Source organism: Edwardsiella tarda ATCC 15947 = NBRC 105688, assembly GCF_003113495.2.
Classification (GTDB): domain Bacteria; phylum Pseudomonadota; class Gammaproteobacteria; order Enterobacterales; family Enterobacteriaceae; genus Edwardsiella; species Edwardsiella tarda.
The window spans coordinates 2,876,762-2,898,542 of sequence record NZ_CP084506.1 but is presented as its reverse complement, the minus strand read 5'-3'; the positions used below and the strand labels follow the sequence as shown (position 1 = coordinate 2,898,542).

At 56.2% G+C, this 21,781-nt stretch carries 17 protein-coding genes; all 17 read left to right on the top strand.

Translation table 11 applies throughout. The features are described from left to right. The first annotated feature begins 544 nt into the window (after positions 1-544). Complete coding sequence (gene leuO, locus DCL27_RS13460; RefSeq protein ID WP_005282599.1) at positions 545-1,510, top strand: transcriptional regulator LeuO; 966 nt, start codon at positions 545-547, stop codon at positions 1,508-1,510. 263 nt (positions 1,511-1,773) lie between these two features. Further along, the gene (locus DCL27_RS13455) at positions 1,774-3,576 is read left to right on the top strand and encodes an AMP-dependent synthetase/ligase (protein ID WP_005294841.1); all 1,803 of its coding nucleotides are present in this window, start codon (positions 1,774-1,776) and stop codon (positions 3,574-3,576) included. Positions 3,577-3,872: 296 nt separating this feature from the next. Continuing rightward, complete coding sequence (gene ilvI / locus DCL27_RS13450) at positions 3,873-5,591, top strand: acetolactate synthase 3 large subunit (RefSeq protein WP_035598218.1); 1,719 nt, start codon at positions 3,873-3,875, stop codon at positions 5,589-5,591. Between the two features lie 2 nt (positions 5,592-5,593). Next, a complete protein-coding gene (gene ilvN / locus DCL27_RS13445; protein ID WP_005294846.1) occupies positions 5,594-6,085 on the top strand; it encodes an acetolactate synthase small subunit in 492 nt (163 codons plus the stop codon). A gap of 197 nt (positions 6,086-6,282) precedes the next feature. Beyond that, entirely contained in the window at positions 6,283-7,287 is a 1,005-nt protein-coding gene (gene cra / locus DCL27_RS13440) for a catabolite repressor/activator (protein ID WP_035594775.1), read from the top strand. A gap of 956 nt (positions 7,288-8,243) precedes the next feature. After that, on the top strand, positions 8,244-8,702 hold the full coding sequence (gene mraZ / locus DCL27_RS13435) for a division/cell wall cluster transcriptional repressor MraZ (protein ID WP_005282610.1): 459 nt from the start codon (positions 8,244-8,246) through the stop codon (positions 8,700-8,702). A gap of 2 nt (positions 8,703-8,704) precedes the next feature. Further along, positions 8,705-9,649 (top strand): 16S rRNA (cytosine(1402)-N(4))-methyltransferase RsmH, encoded by a 945-nt coding sequence (gene rsmH / locus DCL27_RS13430; protein WP_005282611.1) that lies wholly within the window; start codon positions 8,705-8,707, stop codon positions 9,647-9,649. Then, on the top strand, positions 9,646-9,966 hold the full coding sequence (ftsL, locus tag DCL27_RS13425; RefSeq protein WP_005282614.1) for a cell division protein FtsL: 321 nt from the start codon (positions 9,646-9,648) through the stop codon (positions 9,964-9,966). The genes rsmH and ftsL overlap by 4 nt, the downstream gene beginning before the upstream one ends. A gap of 38 nt (positions 9,967-10,004) precedes the next feature. Next, complete coding sequence (locus tag DCL27_RS13420; protein WP_005282615.1) at positions 10,005-11,762, top strand: peptidoglycan glycosyltransferase FtsI; 1,758 nt, start codon at positions 10,005-10,007, stop codon at positions 11,760-11,762. Continuing rightward, positions 11,749-13,236 carry a UDP-N-acetylmuramoyl-L-alanyl-D-glutamate--2,6-diaminopimelate ligase gene (gene murE, locus DCL27_RS13415; protein ID WP_005282617.1) on the top strand — a complete coding sequence of 496 codons (1,488 nt, stop codon included), beginning with the start codon at positions 11,749-11,751 and terminating at the stop codon, positions 13,234-13,236. Before DCL27_RS13420 ends, murE begins: the two co-directional genes overlap by 14 nt. Then, positions 13,233-14,609: a UDP-N-acetylmuramoyl-tripeptide--D-alanyl-D-alanine ligase gene (gene murF / locus DCL27_RS13410; RefSeq protein WP_109691486.1), complete on the top strand. Its 1,377-nt coding sequence runs from the start codon at positions 13,233-13,235 to the stop codon at positions 14,607-14,609. Before murE ends, murF begins: the two co-directional genes overlap by 4 nt. Beyond that, a complete protein-coding gene (gene mraY, locus DCL27_RS13405) occupies positions 14,603-15,685 on the top strand; it encodes a phospho-N-acetylmuramoyl-pentapeptide-transferase (protein WP_005282621.1) in 1,083 nt (360 codons plus the stop codon). The genes murF and mraY overlap by 7 nt, the downstream gene beginning before the upstream one ends. A gap of 1 nt (position 15,686) precedes the next feature. Further along, positions 15,687-17,003: a UDP-N-acetylmuramoyl-L-alanine--D-glutamate ligase gene (murD, locus tag DCL27_RS13400; protein ID WP_005282623.1), complete on the top strand. Its 1,317-nt coding sequence runs from the start codon at positions 15,687-15,689 to the stop codon at positions 17,001-17,003. Positions 17,004-17,092: 89 nt separating this feature from the next. Next, positions 17,093-18,247, top strand: a complete 1,155-nt coding sequence (gene ftsW, locus DCL27_RS13395) for a cell division protein FtsW (RefSeq protein ID WP_230456011.1) — start codon at positions 17,093-17,095, stop codon at positions 18,245-18,247. After that, positions 18,244-19,323 carry an undecaprenyldiphospho-muramoylpentapeptide beta-N-acetylglucosaminyltransferase gene (gene murG / locus DCL27_RS13390; protein WP_005282646.1) on the top strand — a complete coding sequence of 360 codons (1,080 nt, stop codon included), beginning with the start codon at positions 18,244-18,246 and terminating at the stop codon, positions 19,321-19,323. The genes ftsW and murG overlap by 4 nt, the downstream gene beginning before the upstream one ends. Positions 19,324-19,389: 66 nt before the next feature. After that, positions 19,390-20,853, top strand: coding sequence for a UDP-N-acetylmuramate--L-alanine ligase (murC, locus tag DCL27_RS13385; RefSeq protein ID WP_035594318.1), 1,464 nt, complete (start codon positions 19,390-19,392; stop codon positions 20,851-20,853). A 6-nt stretch (positions 20,854-20,859) separates the two neighbouring features. Further along, on the top strand, positions 20,860-21,780 hold the full coding sequence (locus DCL27_RS13380; protein ID WP_035594780.1) for a D-alanine--D-alanine ligase: 921 nt from the start codon (positions 20,860-20,862) through the stop codon (positions 21,778-21,780). The last annotated feature ends 1 nt before the right edge of the window (position 21,781 follow it).

Below are 21,781 nucleotides of genomic sequence, written 5' to 3'. Positions count from 1 at the left end.
CTGGTAACCTCCGCCCATACGCCATCCGCGCAATGCCTCTGCGAGAATAAGTAGTAGTAGGTTCTGGCGTATGAACATCATAACGTTACCCATTGTGAATCACCGATTGATATAAAGTGATACTGGATAGTTTTTGCCTTGTCAACACATCGCTGTTGTGAGACGGCGCATGCTCCGGCTTATCGACAAGAGGTTATTTTGCAAAATTGGATAAAACCAGAAGGATAAATTGTTTCTGCGGCGTCGTTTTGATGTATCGAGAGATAAAAAACATAAAAATTTGTAAATATGTTTAGATAAAAATAAAAACCACCTAAATGAATAATCTGAAATTATTTAATGCTACTTTCTTAATAATTAAGTACAGCTACACTATTAATCTATAGAATATTTGTTTGATAAGTTATTGTAACTATTTTTCTTATACTACAGTCTAATATTTATAACCTTACATAATGACTTATTTTTTCAAATAATCAGAATAAACGAATTTATATCCGGTAACTATACCGGTGAACCAGGGTAAACGCGCAGGGAGGTTGCCATGACAGAGACGGAACAGGATACTCAGATGACCTCGGTTGAAGGCCATCATACGGCGGAGAATACTCTGCGAAATGTCGATCTTAACCTGTTGACGGTATTTGATGCCGTGATGCAGGTACAGAGTATTACCCGCGCCGCACGTTCACTTAATATGACTCAACCCGCCGTGAGCAATGCGGTAGCTCGTTTAAAACTGATGTTTAACGATGAACTATTTATGCGCTATGGGCGAGGTATCCGCCCGACTAACCGGGCTTATCAGTTGTTTGGCCCCGTTCGTCAGGCACTGCAGATCGTACGCAATGAGTTACCTGGTGCGCGCTTTAAACCGGAAAGTAGCGAGCGCTTGTTCAATATTTCCATCACGAGTCCACTGGATATCTTACTGACGGCTAAGCTGCTTAAACAGATTAAACAGTATGCGCCGCGGGTACAAGTCAACTTTGATTCACTGGTGAATGAGCAGATTGAGCGTAAATTACGCTACCAGGAGAGTGATTTCCTGATCGATTATCAGGATCTACCTGGTGATGAGTTTTGCCGTGAGGCGTTGTTTGAGGATGAGTTTGTACTCGCCGTGGCTCAAGCACATCCACGTATCGGCGCGGAATGCACACTACGTAATTTATTGCTGGAGTCACATGCCGTGGTCAGTATTAATCAATTCTCCAGTGTCAGCCGCTTTTTTTATGTGCATACCGATCTATTTCGCCAGATGGCTTACCAAGGTACGGACTTAAGCAGTGTATTAAGTATGGTCTCGAAGACGGAAATGGTGGCGATCGCACCACGATGGATGGTGGATCAATATGCCGATTACCTGCAGATTCGCGCCGTTACCTTGGTTGAGCTCGAGACACGGCGCACCTGCTTCTTCAATTGGCACCGAGCCTCCGAGCGTGATAGCGCCCATGTTTGGTTGCGTCAGTTGATGAGCGATTTCGGGCAACAGTGCCGCGGATAGGTAAACGGGCAGCAATCGCTGCCCTATGCACGTTGTATAGAGGATTATTCTGGTCGTTATTCATCGAGCTTTCGCGAAGAATCGTCGCCGGCGATGAGCGAAAATCTATGGTTGCGCACACGTTTCCAGGCGATAACGGTTGATTCATGCACAGGAAACGGTAGACTGCGCGCGAATTTAGTGCACACCTGTAAGCTGAAATCGGCCTAGTTTAGGTGGGCGTATATCGCGGCAGTACCGCGTTCTTACGATGAATGGACCGAATGATCAAAGCGTTAGAGAATTATCACCTGGTAGCCCGCATTCAAGGACAGATTCATAACTCACCGGATCGCATCGCGCTGCGTGATTGGTCGCCAACGGCCGATTTTGCCTATCGCTGGCGTGAAGTGGGGGCGCAGGTTTCGCGTCTAGCCCGCGCGCTACTGGCTTGGGGCGTCGAGGTTCAAGAGCGGGTGGCTATCTTCGCCCATAACTCCGTTGCGTGGTCGCTGGCCGATCTGGCGATCCTCCATCTGCGCGCGGTGACAGTACCGATCTATGCGACCAACACGGCGTCTCAGGCGGCCTATATCCTCAATGACGCCAGTGTCCGAATCCTGTTTGTCGATGGCCAGGCGCAATATGATGCGGTGTTGGCATTACGTAGTGATTGCCCTCAGTTGCGTCACATTATCGTGTTGACGCGTGATGTCGATCTGCGGGGTTGCGAGATAGCCTGTCATCTGGATGAGTTAGCGCATGCCGAGCATGAGATTTATGCCGAGCCATTGGCGCAGCGTATCGCCGAGGCGACACTCGATGATCTGTTTACCTTGATCTATACCTCCGGTACCACGGGTGAGCCGAAGGGGGTCATGCTGGATTACCGCAACTTGGCGGCACAGCTTTACCTGCATGATGCTCGTCTGAACGTCAGCGATCAGGATGTCTCGCTCTGTTTCCTGCCGCTCTCCCATGTGTTCGAACGCGCCTGGAGTTTCTATGTGATGCATAGCGGGGCGCAGAATGTGTATTTGCACGATACCAATCTAGTCCGTGAGGCGATGCAAGCGGTGCGTCCGACGATGATGTGTGCGGTACCACGCTTCTATGAGAAGATCTTTAGCGCCGTGCAGGCCAAGGTGGCTCAGGCCCCCTGGCTGCGTCGTCAACTGTTCCGCTGGGCGGTATGGTGCGGTGAGCAACGTTTTCTGCGTGAGCGGGCGGGGCGTCCATTAAGCGGTATGATGGCCGCGATGCATCGTGCTGCCGATCGTTTGGTGCTCGGTAAGCTGCGCGATATCCTCGGTGGGCGCGTTCGCTTCTTGCCTGCCGCCGGTGCCAAGTTGGATGATCAGGTGATCCTGTTCTTCCAAGCGTTGGGGCTAAATATCAAGTATGGCTATGGGATGACCGAAACGTGTGCCACCGTCTCCTGTTGGGAAGAGCACGATTTCCGCTTCGGCTCTATCGGCCGTCCTCTGCCCGGCATCGAGGTGCGTATCGCCGAAGAGAATGAGATCCAAGTGCGCGGCCCGATCGTGATGCGCGGCTATTTCAATAAGCCGCAGGAGACCGCACAGAGCTTCACCGCCGATGGCTGGTTGAAGACCGGCGATGCGGGGGCGTTGGATGCCCAGGGAAATCTGTTTATTACCGAACGCCTGAAGGATCTGATGAAGACCTCCAATGGCAAGTACATCGCGCCGCAATTGGTCGAGGGGACGCTGGCACGAGATCGCTTTATTGAGCAGGTGGCGGTGATCGCCGATGCCCGTAAGTTTGTTTCGGCGTTGATCGTGCCGTGTTTCGATGCGTTGGAAGAGTATGCGCGTTCGATCAATCTCAAGTATCACGATCGTCTCGATCTGTTGCGTCACAGCCATATCGTGGAGATGTTCGAACTGCGTCTGGCGGAGATGCAAAAAGAGTTAGCCAAGTTTGAACAGGTCAAGCGCTTCACCCTGTTGCCACAGGCTTTCTCCATGGAGTTGGGCGAATTGACGCCGACGCTGAAATTGCGCCGTAAGATCATCCTGAGCCGTTATCATCAGGAGATCGAGTCCATGTATCTGGAACATTGATCGCCGAGGGCGTCGGCGGAGATACGCTGCCGACGCCACTATGATTAACCTCTGAATTTCGCCTCCTTTCAGTCATAAGCAGGGGCTACCTGCTATGACTTTCAGTGTTTTATCTGCCCGATATCCTTCGCCACAGAGTTCTCTGCATCATGCGACTTTTTTGTCCGACGAGGCCGTTTGCTCCGTCGGAAAAGTGACGTTAATGTAACCACATTGCGGCATAACATGATCAGGGTGCCGCTGCGCGCGGCGGTAGCGCCGTCTTTGTTCAGCCACGCAGGCAGGAGTCACAGGCTATGGAGAGATTATCGGGAGCCGAGATGGTGGTTCGCTCGCTGATCGATCAGGGTGTCAAACACCTCTTTGGTTATCCGGGCGGTACCGTACTGGATATTTATGATGCGCTGCATACCCTCGGTGGTATCGAGCATATTCTTGTACGGCATGAACAGGGCGCGGTGCATATGGCTGATGGTTATGCTCGTGCGACGGGGCAGGTGGGCGTGGTGCTCGTTACCTCTGGGCCGGGAGCGACCAACGCTATCACCGGGATTGCCACCGCCTATATGGATTCGGTACCGCTGGTGGTGCTTTCCGGTCAGGTGGCTTCATCGTTGATCGGTAACGATGCTTTCCAAGAGTGCGATATGGTCGGTATCTCGCGCCCTGTGGTGAAGCACAGTTTTCTGGTTAAGCGTAGCGAGGATATTCCCACGGTGCTGAAGAAGGCTTTCTATCTGGCCAGTAGCGGGCGACCGGGGCCGGTGGTGGTCGATTTGCCCAAGGATATCCTCAATCCGGCACAGAAATATCCCTATAGCTACCCAGAGCAGGTAAGCCTGCGCTCCTATAATCCGACTTGCCAGGGGCATCGCGGTCAGATTAAGCGAGGACTACAGACGTTGTTGGCAGCTCGTCGCCCGGTGATCTACGCTGGTGGTGGGGTGATCAGTGCCGAGTGTCATACTGCGTTACGGGCGCTGGCTCAGCAGCTTAACTTACCCGTCGTGACCTCACTGATGGGATTGGGTGCCTTCCCGGCCTCGCATCCGCAGTGTCTGGGAATGCTGGGCATGCACGGCACCTATGAGGCCAATATGGCGATGCATCATGCCGACGTGATCTTCGCCGTCGGGGTACGTTTCGACGATCGTACCACCAATAATTTAGCCAAGTATTGCCCCGAGGCTACGGTGGTACATATCGATATTGATCCCAGTTCGATCTCGAAAACCGTCACCGCCGATGTGCCGATTGTCGGCGATGCTGGCGATGTCTTGGCGGTGTTACTGGCGTTACTGGCACAGGGGGATAATCAACAGGATTTCGACAGTGTGCGTGACTGGTGGCAGCAGATCGCCCAGTGGCGCGAACGCCAGTGTCTGCGTTATGCCTGCGATGGGCAACGGATCAAGCCGCAACAGGTGATCGAGACGCTACACCGCCTAACGAACGGCGAGGCCTATGTTGCCTCCGATGTCGGCCAGCACCAGATGTTTGCCGCGCTCTACTATGGCTTCGATCACCCTCGGCGTTGGATCAACTCGGGTGGGTTGGGCACCATGGGATTCGGCTTGCCTGCGGCGCTCGGCGTACGCCTGGCGTTGCCACAGGCTACGGTGCTGTGTATCACCGGTGATGGTAGTATCCAGATGAATATTCAGGAGTTATCGACGGCACTGCAGTACGATCTGCCGATCGTTGTGGTCAACCTGAATAACCGTTTCTTAGGGATGGTGAAGCAGTGGCAAGATATCATCTACGCCGGGCGTCATTCCCAATCCTATATGCAATCCTTGCCCGATTTTGTTCGCTTAGCAGAAGCCTACGGTCACGTCGGCATTGCTATCCGTCATCCCGATGAGTTGGAAGAGAAGCTGCGCGAGGCATTAGCGATTCGGGATCGTCTGGTGTTTGTCGATGTGACGGTCGATGAGACGGAGCATGTTTACCCGATGCAGATCCGCGGCGGGGCGATGAATGAAATGTGGCTGAGCAAAACCCAGAGGAGCTAATCATGCGGCGGATTTTATCGGTATTACTGGAGAATGAATCCGGCGCCTTGTCGCGAGTGGTCGGACTGTTTTCCCAGCGTGGCTACAACATTGAGAGCCTGACGGTGGCGCCGACGGACGATGCGACCCTATCGCGTATGACCATCCAGACTAAGGGCGATGCGCAAGTCTTGGAGCAGATCGAGAAGCAGTTGCACAAGCTGGTCGATGTATTGCGTGTGAGCGAGTTGGTGCCCGACGCCCATGTAGAGCGTGAGATCATGCTGGTGAAATTGCGTGCCAGCGGCTATGGACGTGAGGAGATCAAGCGTAGTACTGATATCTTCCGTGGCCAGATCGTCGATGTGACGGCCTCGCTGTATACGGTGCAGTTGGCGGGTACCAGCGACAAGCTGGATGCCTTTCTGGCTGCAGTGCGGGAGGTTGCTGAAATTGTTGAAGTGGCCCGCTCTGGGGTGGTTGGCGTGGCGCGCGGTGAAAAAATCATGCGTTGACAGATGGTTACTCTGTCGTCACTGCACGTTTCATGGCCCGGCTTTGTGTCGGGCCTCTTATTTTTCCATTTTTGCTGACGCCTTTCAGCTAAATGGGTTGCTCCGTGAGCATTTATGCGCTTAGATCGTTAGATATTAAGCGAATAAGCCAAGGCATGCGCGGTCACCGCGAGGGGATTGCTTGTAAGGGGGAGAATGTGAAACTGGATGAAATTGCGCGTCTTGCCGGGGTCTCGCGCACTACCGCCAGCTATGTGATTAATGGTAAGGCCAAACAGTATCGCGTGAGCGATAAGACGGTAGAGAAGGTCATGGCGGTGGTCCGTGAACATAATTACCATCCGAATGCGGTGGCTGCCGGGTTACGTGCCGGGCGAACGCGTTCTATCGGATTGGTGATCCCGGATCTGGAGAATACCAGCTATACCCGTATCGCGAATTATTTGGAGCGCCAGGCGCGTCAGCGTGGTTACCAACTGCTGATCGCCTGTTCAGAGGATCAGCCAGATAACGAAATGCGTTGTATTGAGCACCTGTTGCAGCGGCAGGTCGATGCGATCATCGTTTCGACGGCGTTACCGCCGGAGCATCCCTTCTATCAGCGCTGGGCCAACGATCCGTTGCCGATCATCGCCCTCGATCGCGCCCTCGATCCGGAGCATTTCATCAGTGTCGTCGGTGCCGATATGGATGATGCGGAGATGCTGGCGGCCGAACTGCGCCGCTTCCCCGCGCAGTCGGTGCTGTATCTTGGCGCACTCCCGGAGCTTTCTGTTAGCTTCTTGCGTGAGCAGGGGTTCCGTAAGGCTTGGCAGGGCGATGAGCGTCAGGTCAATTATCTGTATACTAACAGCTATGAGCGTGATGCCGCGGCAACGGCATTTAGCCAATGGTTGCAACATCACGCGATGCCGCAAGCGTTGTTTACCACCTCTTTCCCTCTACTGCAGGGGGTGCTGGATGTGACGCTGAAGAAGCAAGGGCATTTACCGAGCGACTTAGCCATCGCGACCTTTGGTGATAATGAATTGCTGGACTTCCTGGATTGCCCGGTACTGTCTGTTGGGCAACGTCACCGCGACATCGCCGAACGGGTGCTGGAGCTGGTGCTGGCGAGCCTGGATGAGCCGAGAAAACCGAAGCCGGGCTTGAGCCGGATGCGGCGAATTCTGTTACGGCGAGGTCGGCTAAACCGACAATAAAGTAGAATAAAAACCGGCTGTTGCCGGTTTTTTTACGCGTGAAGTAGGGGGATAGTCCGATGCCCGTCGTGCGATAACGATGGCCTCGCTGTGGAGTCAAGGGGATAGCCGATACGACATCAGATAATTCTATGGTTTAAAAAGCTAATTGAATCATTTTTGTCGATTAAATATGTTGTATCAAAGTGTATTTGTGGATATTTATATTGCAAAGTATCTTGTTGTTGGTTTGAACTGTTGCTTGTTGATGCGTTGTGTCGCGGTCGTGGTTATTTTTTTCGAGATTAAAGGAATAGTCTTAAAAAATCAGGTTATTGCTCAAAATAAAAGCAAAAAAATATCGTTCAATGGTTTGGCTTGCACCGTATAGGGGCCTTGTCACGTCGAGAGGGGGATGAGAGAGAAAGATGATTAATTATTTTAACGTATTAGTTTTGATGGGAGGGAGGGGCTGAAAAATCTGGAAAAATATTTAATAGAAGAAAGCCATTATTATTGAGAGTAAAGTAAGAAAAAATACGATAAAATAAAAGGACAGTGATGAATGTAATATAATATCATGAAATTAAAAGATATTTTTAATTTCGATGTTTGCTCGTATTATTCAGAACGTTCTCGTTAGCACACCTCTCTTGGTTTGGGTGATTTGTGTTCAGATTGGTTAAAACGAGAGCTGTATTGCAAAAAATGAGTAAAGTTTAGGATGCGTTAGGTGGGTCATTTTACAGTTATTACCGTGGATTGATTTGAAATTCCTACCATTTATCATGATGTTAATTTGTACACTCTGCGCTCAGATTTTTCTTGCCTATTTTGTTTAAAAGAAGCGTTGACAAAAATATTGCCAAACCGCGTCCGCTCTGGCTTGACAAGGTTTTCCTCCCCTCCGTAAACTTCTTAACGTGGGAATTTGTGGGATAAAGTGGTGATATGGGGCGGCGAGGAGTTACTCCAGCATGTTTCGTGGTGCAACAACCATCAATCTCGACAGCAAGGGACGTCTAGCGGTACCAACCCGCTACCGAGACCTGCTGATCGAAGAGGCGCAAGGTCATATGGTTTGTACCATCGATCTCCATCACCCCTGCCTTCTACTTTACCCCTTGCCACAGTGGGAAGTGATTGAACAAAAATTATCCCGTCTGTCGAGTATGAACCCTGCTGAACGTCGCGTGCAGCGTCTATTGCTGGGTCATGCCAGTGAATGCCAGATGGATGGTGCCGGGCGACTGTTGATCGCCGGTACGCTGCGGCAACATGCCGGGCTGCAGAAACAAGTGATGCTGGTGGGCCAGTTCAACAAGTTTGAGCTGTGGGATGAAGAGACCTGGTATCAACAAGTCAGGGACGATATTGAAGCGGAACAGTCCGCAACGGAGATACTCTCCGAGCGCTTACAGGATTTGTCGTTATAGTCATGTCGGAAAATTTTCAACACAAGACCGTGTTGCTTGATGAGGCGGTAGCAGGCCTTAATCTGCGCAGTGACGGTATCTACATCGATGGCACCTTTGGTCGTGGTGGTCATTCGCGTCTCATTCTCTCCCAGTTGGGGGCGGAGGGGCGACTCATCGCCATTGATCGCGATCCGCAGGCCATCGCCGCCGCCGCTCAGATTAATGATGCGCGTTTCTCCATTGTCCACGGTCCCTTTTCGGCATTGGCGGAGTATGTCGAGGAGCTCGGCTTGGTGGGGCGCATCGATGGCATCCTGCTCGATCTGGGTGTCTCCTCACCGCAGCTCGACGATCCGGAGCGGGGCTTCTCCTTTATGCGTGATGGGCCGTTGGATATGCGCATGGATCCATCTCGGGGGCTCTCGGCGGCCGATTGGCTGATGCAGGCGGAGGAAGAGGATATCGCCTGGGTACTGAAGACCTTCGGCGAAGAGCGTTTCGCTAAGCGCATCGCTCGCGCCATCGTCGAGCGTAACCGGACGGAGGCACCGTTGACACGTACGCGTGAACTGGCGGCGTTGATCAGCGAGGCCAGTCCGTTTAAAGAGAAACATAAGCATCCGGCGACGCGCAGCTTTCAGGCGATCCGTATCTATATCAACAGTGAACTGGATGAGATCGAGCGTGCGCTAGAAGGTGCGCTGGCGGTTTTAGCGCCTGCGGGACGCCTGTCGGTGATCAGCTTCCATTCGTTGGAGGATCGTCTGGTAAAACGCTTTATTCGTCAATATAGCCGTGGGCCTCAGGTGCCGAAGGGATTGCCGTTAACCGAGGCGCAGCTACAGGCGCAAGGCGGGCCGCAGCTGAAGGCGCTGGGGAAACGCATGCCGGGCGAACAAGAAGTCGCCAACAACCCGCGCGCGCGTAGCTCGGTGTTACGCGTGGCGGAAAGGATCGCTCGATGATCGGCAATGAGCGCCATTCGCTGATCTCGATCATCGGGGGCGACTTACTGCGTCACGGTAAGCTACCGGTACTGCTGTTTGTTGCGGTATTGGTGTCGGCGCTGTTGGTGGTGACGACCACCCATAAGACACGCCTGCTGACCGCCGAGCGTGAGCAGCTGGTGTTGGAGCGGGATGCGCTAGATATCGAATGGCGTAACCTGATCTTGGAGGAGAATGCGCTGGGCGACCATAGTCGAGTCGAGCGCATCGCCACGGAAAAACTGCATATGCAACATGTCGATCCTGCTCAGGAAAATATTGTTGTTCAACAGTGAATTAGCTGGATTATGGCGATCAGGTGATTAAGGAATAGATGAAAGCGGTGCGAAAGATACGGCGTCAGGAGGAACAGGCCAGCTTTGTGAGCTGGCGTTTTGCGTTGTTGTGCGGCTGTATCCTCTTGGCATTGCTGGGTCTGCTGGCTCGGGCGGCCTACCTACAGGTCATTAGCCCTGAGCATCTGGTGCGTGAGGGCGACGCGCGCTCTTTGCGTACCCAAGCGATCCCGACGGCCCGCGGCATGATCAAGGATCGTGCCGGACGTCCGTTGGCGGTCAGTGTACCGGTTAATGCGATTTGGGCCGATCCTAAGGAAGTCAACGCGCACGGTGGGATCACGCTGGATACCCGCTGGCAGGCGCTGGCCGATGCGCTGGAGATGCCGTTAGACAAGATGTCGGCCCGCATCAATGCGAATCCACGCGGGCGCTTCGTCTATTTGGCGCGTCAGGTCAACCCGGCGATGGGGGAGTATATCCATAAGCTACGCCTGCCAGGGATCTACTTGAAGCAGGAGTCACGCCGCTATTATCCGGCAGGGCAAGTGACTGCTCACATCATCGGTGTGACCAATATCGACGGTCAGGGGATCGAAGGTGTGGAGAAGAGCTTCGATCGCTGGCTGACGGGGCAACCCGGCGAGCGTACGGTACGTAAGGATCGTTTCGGTCGCGTGATCGAGGATATCTCCTCGGTAGATAGCCTAGCGGCTCATAACCTGTCGCTGAGTATCGATGAGCGTCTACAGGCCTTGGTATACCGCGAGCTAACCAATGCGGTGGCGTTTAACAAGGCAGAGTCGGGGACGGCGGTGTTAGTGGACGTTAACACCGGTGAGGTGTTGGCGATGGCGAACAGCCCTTCCTATAACCCCAATAACTTGACCGATACCCCGCAAGAGGCGATGCGTAACCGTGCCATCACCGATATCTTCGAGCCCGGCTCAACGGTTAAACCGATGGTGGTGATGACCGCCCTGCAACGCGGCATCGTGCGTGAGAATAGCGTGCTCAATACGCTACCGTACTATGTTAACGGCCATGAAATTAAAGATGTGGCGCGTTATGCAGAGCTATCCATTACCGGGATTTTACAGAAGTCGAGTAACGTCGGTGTTTCTAAGCTGGCGTTAGCGATGCCGTCCTCGGCGCTGGTGGAGACTTACTCCAGCTTCGGGTTCGGAAAACCGACCAATTTGGGGTTGGTCGGGGAAAGCAGTGGCATATACCCAAATAAACAACGGTGGTCTGACATAGAGAGGGCCACCTTTTCTTTCGGATATGGGCTGATGGTAACCCCGTTACAGTTGGCGCGTGTCTATGCAACCATCGGCAGCCAGGGCATTTATCGCCCGTTGTCGATCACCAAGGTGGATCCGCCGGTACCCGGTGAGCGGGTGTTCCCCGCCGCGCTGGTACGTAGCGTGATACATATGATGGAAAGCGTTGCGTTGCCCGGAGGGGGCGGCGTCAAGGCGGCAGTGAAAGGTTACCGGGTCGCCGTAAAGACCGGTACGGCCAAGAAGGTTGGGCCCGACGGGCGCTATGTGAATAAATACATCGCCTATACGGCAGGCATTGCGCCCGCCAGCAATCCCCAATTTGCCCTGGTTGTGGTGATCAACGATCCACAGGCAGGGAAATATTACGGTGGTGCGGTATCTGCGCCGGTCTTTGGCGCCATCATGGGCGGGGTACTGCGCACCATGAACGTTGAGCCGGATGCGTTGCCCACGGGTGATAAGAGCGAATTGGTGAACAATAAAAAAGAGGGTTCAGGTGGCAGATCGTAATTTACGCGCGCTTTTGGCTCCTTGGGTGCAACAGGCCCCGGAGCGCGCTTTGCGGGAGATGACATTGGACAGCCGCGTGGCGGCCGCCGGCGATCTGTTTGTGGCCGTGGTCGGCCATTCGGCAGACGGGCGCCGCTTCATCCCGCAAGCCATTGCACAGGGCGTCGCCGCCATCATTGCTGAGGCCGATGGGGTCGCCGAGGATGGCTGCGTGCGTGAGCAGCACGGTGTTCCCGTGGTCTATCTTAGCCGCCTCAATGAGCGTCTGTCGGCGTTGGCAGGGCGTTTCTATGGACAACCGGGCGATGACGTGCAGTTGATCGGCGTCACGGGGACCAACGGCAAAACCACCACCACTCAACTCCTGGCGCAGTGGGCGCAGTTGTTGGGTGAGCGCGGCGCGGTGATGGGAACGGTTGGTAACGGTCTTTTGGGGCAGGTTTACCCCAGCGAAAATACCACCGGCTCTGCGGTCGACGTACAACATATGCTGCGTAACCTGGCCGATGAGGGGGCGACGCTGGTCGCGATGGAGGTCTCCTCCCACGGCTTGGTACAGAATCGAGTATTGGCGTTGCCATTCGTCGCCTCGGTGTTTACGAACCTGAGCCGCGATCATCTGGATTACCACGGCGATATGGCGCAGTACGAACAGGCGAAATGGCGTCTGTTTTCGACGCATCACAGCGGCGAGAAGATCATCAATGCCGATGATGAGGTGGGTCAGCGTTGGTTGGCGAAGTTACCCGATGCGGTAGCGGTTACCCTGGCCGATGCGTTGCCGCAAGCGTGGCCGGGCCGCTGGCTGGCCGCGCGCCGCGTGGACTACCACGACGGCGGTGCCACTATCGATATTGACTCCAGTTGGGGATGTGCGACCTTACACAGCCGCCTGATGGGGGAGTTCAACGTTAGCAACCTGCTGGTGGCGTTGGCGACGCTGTTGGCGCTCGGCTACCCGCTTGAGGCGCTCAGTGCCGTATCCGGTCAGCTACAACCGGTCTGCGGGCGCATGGAGGTGTTCCAGGCCGCAGGCAAACCGACGGTGGTGGTCGATTATGCGCATACCCCGGACGCCTTGGAGAAGGCATTGCTGGCCGCACGCCTGCACTGCCAGGGGCAGTTGTGGTGCCTGTTTGGTTGCGGTGGCGATCGCGATACGGGGAAACGCCCGCTGATGGGCGCCATCGCCGAACAGTATGCCGATCGTGTCGTGGTGACGGATGATAACCCGCGTAGCGAAGAGCCACGCACCATCATCAACGATATTCTGAGCGGTATGCTGGATCCGGGGATGGTGCAGGCTATCCCGGGGCGTGCCGAGGCGGTAACCGCCGCCATCATGCAGGCCGCGCCGCAGGATGTCATCCTGGTGGCCGGTAAAGGGCATGAGGATTACCAACTGGTCGGCAACCGCCGTCTGGATTACTCCGATCGGGTGACGGTAGCGCGCCTGTTGGGGGTGGTAGCATGATTGCGACGACATTACGCACCCTCGCCGATGCCATCGGCGCGACGTTATATGGGGATGATGCTCCGCTCGCGGCGGTGACGACGGATACGCGCAAGTTGACCCCAGGCTGCCTGTTTATCGCCTTGCAGGGGGAGAGCTTCGACGGCCATGACTTTGCGGCTCGCGCCTGTGAGGCGGGGGCTGCCGCGCTGCTGGTAAGCCGTCGCTTGCCGCTTGCCGTGCCGCAACTGCTGGTGGCGGATACGCGTCTGGCGCTGGGGCAATTAGCCGCCTGGGTGCGTAGCCAAGTGCCGGCGCGCGTCGTGGCATTGACTGGCTCGTCGGGCAAGACCTCCGTCAAGGAGATGAGTGCGGCGATCTTGGCGCAGTGTGGCAATGTGCTGTATACCGCCGGCAATCTAAACAATGATATCGGCGTGCCATTGACGCTCCTGCGCCTCGAACCGCAGCACGACTTCGCGGTGATCGAGCTGGGGGCTAACCATGTCGGTGAGATCGCCTACAGTGTGGCGCTGACTCGTCCACATAGCGCGTTGGTTAATAACTTGGCTGCCGCCCATCTGGAGGGGTTCGGTTCATTGGCCGGCGTCGCGCGCGCGAAAGGGGAGATCTTCTCGGGATTGCCCGCGCAGGGAACGGCGATCATCAATGCCGACAGCAACGATTGGGACAACTGGCAACAGGCCTTGCCCACGCAGCGTGTATGGCGGTTCTCGCCGCAGGCGGGGAGCGGTGTCGACTTCTATGCCAGCGAGGTGCGTAGCGAGGTGGATGGAACGCATTTTGTTCTGCATACCCCCACCGGCGAGATCGCCGTTACGCTACCGTTGCCGGGGCGGCATAACATCGCCAATGCGTTGGCGGCGGCGGCACTGACCATGTCGGTCGGTGCCTCGCTGACGCAGGTGCGCCAAGGCTTGGCTGGGCTACACGCGGTGCCGGGGCGATTGTATCCGATCCGCTTGGGCGAGAAGCAATTGCTGTTAGACGACAGCTATAACGCCAACGTCGGCTCAATGAGTGCTGCCGCCGAGGTCTTGGGCGCCATGCCTGGCTACCGGGTGATGGTCGTCGGCGATATGGCCGAGTTGGGCGTAGAGGCCGAAGCCTGCCACCGCCGTGTCGGTGAGGCGGCCCGCGCGGCAGGGATCGATAAGGTGCTGAGCGTCGGCGGATTAAGCCGACTGATCGGCGAGGCCAGTGGTTGTGGCGAACATTACATGGATAAGGGGGCAGTGATTGAGCGCCTGAAACACCTGTTATGCGAACATGCGGCGATCACCATTTTAGTTAAAGGCTCACGTAGTGCCGCAATGGAGCAGGTAGTACGAGGCGTATCTGTGCAGGAAATGCAGGAGAATCAATCATGTTAGTCTGGCTGGCCGAGCACTTGGTCAAATATTTCTCGGGCTTCAACGTCTTTTCCTATTTGACGTTTCGTGCCATCGTCAGCTTGCTGACCGCGTTGTTTATTTCGTTGTGGATGGGACCGCATCTGATCGCCTGGTTACAAAAACTGCAGATCGGGCAGGTCGTCCGTAACGATGGGCCAGAATCACATTTTAGCAAGCGTGGCACCCCGACCATGGGGGGCCTGATGATCCTGACCTCGATTACTATTTCGGTGTTGATGTGGGCCTATCCCTCTAACCCCTATGTCTGGTGTGTGTTGTTCGTCCTTATCGGCTATGGGGTGGTTGGCTTTGTCGATGACTATCGCAAGGTGGTGCGCAAGAATACCGATGGGCTGATCGCGCGCTGGAAGTATTTCTGGCAGTCGGTGATTGCTCTGGTCGTCGCCTTCACCATGTACAGCATCGGTAAAGATACGCCAGCCACCCAGTTGGTGGTGCCCTTTTTCAAGGACATCATGCCGCAGTTGGGGCTGTTGTATATTCTGCTGAGCTACTTCGTCATCGTCGGCACCAGCAACGCCGTTAACCTGACTGATGGCCTGGATGGTCTGGCGATTATGCCGACAGTCTTCGTCGCCGCCGGTATGGGGTTGGTTGCCTGGGCTACGGGTAACGTTAATTTCGCTGCCTACCTTCACATCCCTTATATCCGTTACGCCGGTGAACTGGTGATTGTCTGTACCGCCATCGTCGGCGCCGGGTTAGGGTTCCTCTGGTTCAATACCTATCCGGCCCAGGTGTTTATGGGCGACGTCGGTTCGTTGGCGTTGGGCGGTGCATTGGGCACCATCGCCGTGTTGCTGCGCCAGGAGTTCCTGTTGGTGATCATGGGGGGGGTGTTTGTGATGGAGACCCTGTCGGTGATCCTGCAGGTGGGCAGTTTCAAACTGCGTGGCCAACGTATTTTTCGGATGGCCCCGATCCATCACCACTATGAACTGAAAGGCTGGCCGGAGCCACGTGTGATCGTGCGCTTCTGGATCATTTCGCTGATGCTAGTGCTGATTGGACTGGCAACCTTGAAGGTACGTTAATATGGCTGACTATCAGGGGAAGAAGGTCGTTATCATCGGGCTGGGGTTGACCGGCCTGTCTTGCGTCGATTTCTTCATCGAGCGCGGCGTCGTGCCGCGAGTGATCGATACCCGTCCGACGCCGCCGGGGCTGGACAAGCTGCCTGCGAGCGTCGAGCGTCATCTGGGCGGCATCGAGCAGTCCTGGTTGATGGAGGCCGATCTGATCGTCGCCAGTCCCGGGATCGCCCTCTCGTCGCCGGCGTTGGATCAGGCGGCGCAAGCCGGCATCGAGATCGTCGGTGATATCGAGCTGTTTTGCCGTGAGGCGCAGGCACCGATCGTCGCCATCACCGGTTCCAACGGTAAAAGTACTGTCACGACGCTGGTCGGCGAGATGGCGCACGCCGCCGGTTGGCCGGTCGGCGTCGGTGGCAATATCGGCGTTCCGGCGTTGACCCTGCTGAAACAAGAGTGCCGCCTCTATGTCCTGGAACTGTCCAGTTTCCAGTTGGAGACGACCCATAGCCTGAAGGCCGCGGCGGCCACGATCCTGAATGTCAGCGAAGATCATATGAATCGCTACCCCTTGGGGTTGCAGCAATACCGTGCCGCCAAGCTGCGGATCTATGAGCAGGCCCGCGCTTGTGTGGTCAATGCCGATGATGCGTTGACCATGCCGATTCATGGCGCCGATGCGCGTTGTGTCAGCTTCGGTGTCGATGTGGGCGACTACCATCTCAATCGTCAACAGGGTGAAATCTGGCTGCGGGTGCGTGGGGAGAAGATCCTCAATACCAGCGAGATGCAGCTCACGGGGATGCATAACTATACCAATGCTCTGGCGGCGTTGGCGTTGGCGGATGCCGTCGGTCTGCCTCGCGCTTCAAGTCTGAGGGCGCTGACCACCTTCCGTGGGTTGGCGCACCGTTTCCAACTGGTGCTTGATCATAACGGGGTGCGTTGGATCAACGACTCTAAGGCGACCAATGTCGGGAGTACCGAGGCGGCGCTGAAGGGGTTGCACCTGAATGGTACGCTGCATCTCTTGCTGGGGGGCGATGGTAAGGCGGCAGATTTCACGCCATTGTTACCCTATTTACAAGGGGAGCGTATTCGCCTGTACTGTTTTGGTCGCGATGCCGACCCGTTGATGCAGCTACGCCCCGAGGTCTCTTTGCGTTTCACAACCATGGAGCAGGCGATGCGCGCCATCACGCCACAGTTGCGCTCTGGCGATATGGTGTTGTTGTCACCGGCTTGTGCCAGCCTGGATCAGTTTAAAAACTTTGAGCAGCGCGGCGATGAGTTCGCCCGTCTGGCACGGGAGTTTGGCTGATGCGTCTGCGTCTCGCGCTACCTCGTCCGCGCCTGCCGCGTCTTTCTCTGCCGTTGCTCGGCGGGATAGCACGCCTGCATGACTGGGTGATGGGCGTTAGAGAATCGGATAACACCGGAGCGGTGTTGTACGATCGCACGTTACTCTGGCTAACCTTTGGCTTAGCGGCGATGGGCTTCATCATGGTGACCTCGGCCTCGATGCCTATCGGCCAACGTTTGGCCGACGATCCGTTTCTGTTCGCCAAGCGTGATGCGATTTACCTGACCTTGGCCTTTGGTCTTGCCATGGTGACGCTGCGGGTGCCGATGGCATTTTGGCAGCGTTGGAGCAATGCCATGTTGCTGTTATCGCTGGTGATGTTGCTAGTGGTCTTGGTCGTTGGTAGCTCGGTTAACGGTGCCTCGCGTTGGATTGCGTTGGGGCCGTTACGTATTCAGCCGGCGGAGTTCTCCAAGCTATCGCTGTTCTGTTACCTCGCCAGTTATTTGGTGCGTAAGGTCGAGGAGGTCCGCAACAATTTTTGGGGCTTCTGTAAGCCGATGGGCGTCATGGTGGTGTTGGCGGTGCTACTGCTGGCGCAGCCGGATCTCGGCACGGTGGTGGTTCTGTTCGTCACCACGCTGGGGTTGCTATTCCTCGCCGGTGCTAAGCTGTGGCAATTCTTGGCGATCATCGGATCGGGGATCTTTGCGGTGATCCTGCTGATTATCGCCGAGCCTTACCGTATGCGGCGTGTCACCTCGTTCTGGAATCCCTGGGCCGATCCCTTCGGCAGTGGTTACCAGCTGACTCAGTCATTGATGGCCTTTGGCCGTGGTGAGTTTTGGGGGCAGGGACTGGGTAACTCGGTGCAGAAATTGGAGTATTTGCCTGAGGCGCACACCGACTTTATTTTCTCCATTCTCGGTGAAGAGCTTGGCTATTTCGGTGTGGTTCTTACCCTGTTAATGGTATTCTTCGTCGCTTTTCGTGCGATGTCTATCGGACGCCGTGCGTTAGAGGCCGACCAGCGTTTCTCCGGTTTTTTGGCGTGCGCCATCGGGATCTGGTTCAGCTTTCAGGCGCTGGTTAACGTTGGGGCGGCGGCGGGAATGTTGCCGACCAAAGGGTTGACGTTGCCGCTGATCAGCTATGGCGGTTCCAGCCTGATAATCATGTCGACGGCGCTGGTATTTTTGTTACGTATTGATTATGAGACCCGTCTGGCGAATGCCCAGGCGGTCGTTAAGGGGTCACGATGAGCGGTGCGGCGAATCATCAAGGAGCAAAACGCCTGATGGTCATGGCGGGAGGAACCGGGGGGCATGTCTTTCCCGGTTTGGCCGTGGCGCACTATTTGCAGGCTCAAGGATGGCAGATCCGCTGGTTAGGTACCGCAGATCGCATGGAGGCACAGTTAGTTCCGCAGCACGGCATCGAGATCGATTTTATTCGTATCTCCGGCCTGCGGGGCAAGGGGATTAAGGCCCTGCTCGGTGCGCCGTTTCGTATCCTGCGCGCGGTATTGCAGGCGCGCCGTATCATGCGGGCGTATCGCCCCGATGCGGTCTTAGGGATGGGGGGCTACGTTTCCGGGCCGGGGGGATTAGCCGCCTGGTTGTGTGGCATCCCTGTGGTGCTGCATGAACAGAATGGCATTGCTGGTTTGACCAACCGCTGGCTAGCAAAGATCGCTAAGCGTGTGTTGCAGGCATTTCCCGGCGCCTTCCCCGATGCGCCGGTGGTGGGGAATCCGGTGCGTGAGGCGGTGTTGGCCTTGCCCGCCCCTGCTCAGCGCCTGGCTGGACGTAGTGGGCCGATCCGCGTGTTGGTGGTCGGCGGTAGCCAGGGGGCGCGTATCCTGAATCAGACCCTGCCTCCGGTGGCGGCGCGTCTGGGCGATCGTGTCACCCTATGGCATCAGACGGGCAAGGGAGCCCAACAAGAGGTCGAGGCGGAGTATCAGCGTTTAGGCCTGCATGAACATCGGGTCAGCGAGTTTATCGATGATATGGCGGCCGCGTATGCCTGGGCCGACGTCGTGGTATGTCGTTCCGGTGCGCTGACGGTGAGCGAGATCGCTGCCGCAGGCTTGCCGGCATTGTTCGTCCCCTTTATGCATAAAGATCGTCAGCAGTACTGGAATGCCGCCTCGTTGGCGCGCGCCGGTGCGGCTAGCATTATTGAGCAACCCGATTTCAACGTCGAGACGGTGGTGGAGACGTTAGCGGGTTGGGATCGCCCCACCTTGCTGCTGATGGCCGAGAAGGCCCGGGCAGCCGCCATCACCGATGCGACCCAACGTGTCGCTCAGGTGATCTGTGACGTGGCGCGTTAGTTAATCGCAACCGGGACGGTGAGCCGGCTCGGATTAAAGTTAAAACGGATTACAGTGAATAAGACAGTGAATACTCAACAGCTTGCCAAACTGCGTACCATGGTGCCCGAGATGGGCCGCGTCCGCCACATTCACTTTGTCGGTATCGGCGGCGCCGGTATGGGTGGGATTGCAGAGGTGCTGGCGAACGAAGGGTATCAAATCAGCGGTTCCGATCTGGCCCCTAACGCGGTGACGCAGCAACTGAGTGAGTTGGGCGCGCAGATCTATTTTAATCATCGCCCTGAGAATGTGCGCGACGCCAGCGTGGTAGTGGTCTCCACCGCTATCGCGGCCGATAATCCGGAAATTATCGCCGCCCGCGAGGCGCGTATCCCGGTGATCCGTCGCGCCGAGATGCTGGCGGAGCTGATGCGTTTCCGCCATGGTATCGCTATCGCCGGTACGCATGGTAAGACGACGACAACGGCGATGGTCGCCAGCATCTATGCCGAGGCGGGGCTGGATCCGACTTTCGTCAACGGTGGATTGGTGAAAGCGGCGGGGACGCACGCGCGTCTCGGCTCTAGCCGTTATCTGATCGCGGAGGCTGATGAGAGCGATGCCTCTTTCCTCCATCTGCAACCGATGGTGGCGATCGTCACCAACATCGAAGCCGACCATATGGATACCTATCATGGCGACTTCGAGAACCTGAAACAGACCTTTATCAATTTTCTGCACAACCTGCCCTTCTATGGTCGGGCGGTGTTGTGTATCGATGATCCGGTGATCCGTGAGCTGTTGCCGCGCGTCGGGCGTCACGTGACGACCTATGGTTTCAGCGAGGATGCGGATGTGCGCATCGAAGAGTACCGTCAGAGCGGGGCGCAGGGGGGCTTCTTCCTCTGCCGCCAGGATCGTCCACGCTTGGCGGTGACCCTGAATGCGCCGGGGCGCCATAATGCGCTGAACGCCGCCGCCGCCGCCGCCGTGGCGATGGAGGAGGGGATCGATGATGAGGCGATCCTGCGCGCGCTGAGTGGTTTCCAGGGAACGGGACGCCGTTTCGATTTCCTGGGCGAGTTTAGTCTACAGCATGTGAACAACCAACCGGGACAGGTGATGTTGGTGGATGATTATGGCCACCATCCGACCGAAGTGGATGCGACGATTAAGGCCGCGCGTGCCGGTTGGCCGGATCGTCGCTTAGTGATGGTCTTCCAGCCGCACCGCTTCACCCGTACTCGCGATCTGTACGATGACTTCGCTAACGTGCTGTCGCAGGTGGATGTGTTGCTGATGCTGGATGTCTACCCCGCGGGAGAGAGCCCTATTCCGGGGGCGGATAGCCGCTCGCTGTGCCGGACTATTCGTGGGCGTGGCAAGTTGGATCCGGTGCTGGTTTCGGAGCCGGCAACCCTGGCACAGGTACTGGCTCAGTTCCTACAAGACGGCGATCTGATCCTGACCCAGGGCGCCGGCAATATTGGCCGCGTGGCGCGTGTGTTGGCGGAGCGCCGCCTGCAACCGTCCTCGACAACGGAGTAAGCGATGATGGCGGAAAAAGTAGCGGTATTGCTGGGCGGTACCTCGGCGGAGCGCGAAGTCTCGCTCGAATCGGGCCAGGCAGTAGTGAATGGTCTGAAACAGGCCGGGATCGATGCTTATCCGGTTGATACGCGGGCCTTCCCTGCAACACAATTGCGTGACGCCGGTTTTACGCGCGTCTTTATCGCGTTGCACGGACGTGGCGGTGAGGATGGTACCCTGCAAGGCGTGTTGGAGTTTTTGCAACTCCCCTACACCGGCAGCGGCGTGATGGCCTCGGCATTAACCATGGATAAGCTACGCTCTAAACAGGTGTGGCAGGCGGCGGGATTACCGGTCGCCCCCTATGTGGCGATCAGTCGCGAGCAGTTCGATGAGGGGCTGACCATGGATACGCTGCGTGAGATTAACGATCTCGGGCTGCCGTTGATCGTCAAGCCCAGCCGTGAAGGCTCCAGCGTCGGGATGAGTAAGGTTAACGAGCCGTGCGAGTTCGATCCGGCGTTGGTCGAGGCGTTGCGTCACGACGACGAGATCCTGATCGAGAAGTGTCTGGTGGGGCCGGAATATACCGTGGCGTTTATCGGCGATGAAATTTTACCGTCGATCCGTATCAAAGCGGCGGGGGAATTCTATGATTATGAGGCCAAGTACCTGTCGGATAAGACCGAATACTTCTGCCCCAGCGGCTTGAGTGCCGAGCAGGAGCAGTCATTGGCGACGTTGGTGAAGCGGGCCTACCAGGCGTTAGGGTGTAGCGGTTGGGGCCGGGTGGATGTGATGCAGGATGAGTCTGGCCGCTTCTGTCTGCTGGAGGTTAACACGGCGCCGGGTATGACCAGTCACAGTCTGGTGCCGATGGCCGCACGCCAAGCTGGCATGAGTTTCTCGCAGTTGGTGGTACGCATTTTGGAGTTAGCGGATTGAT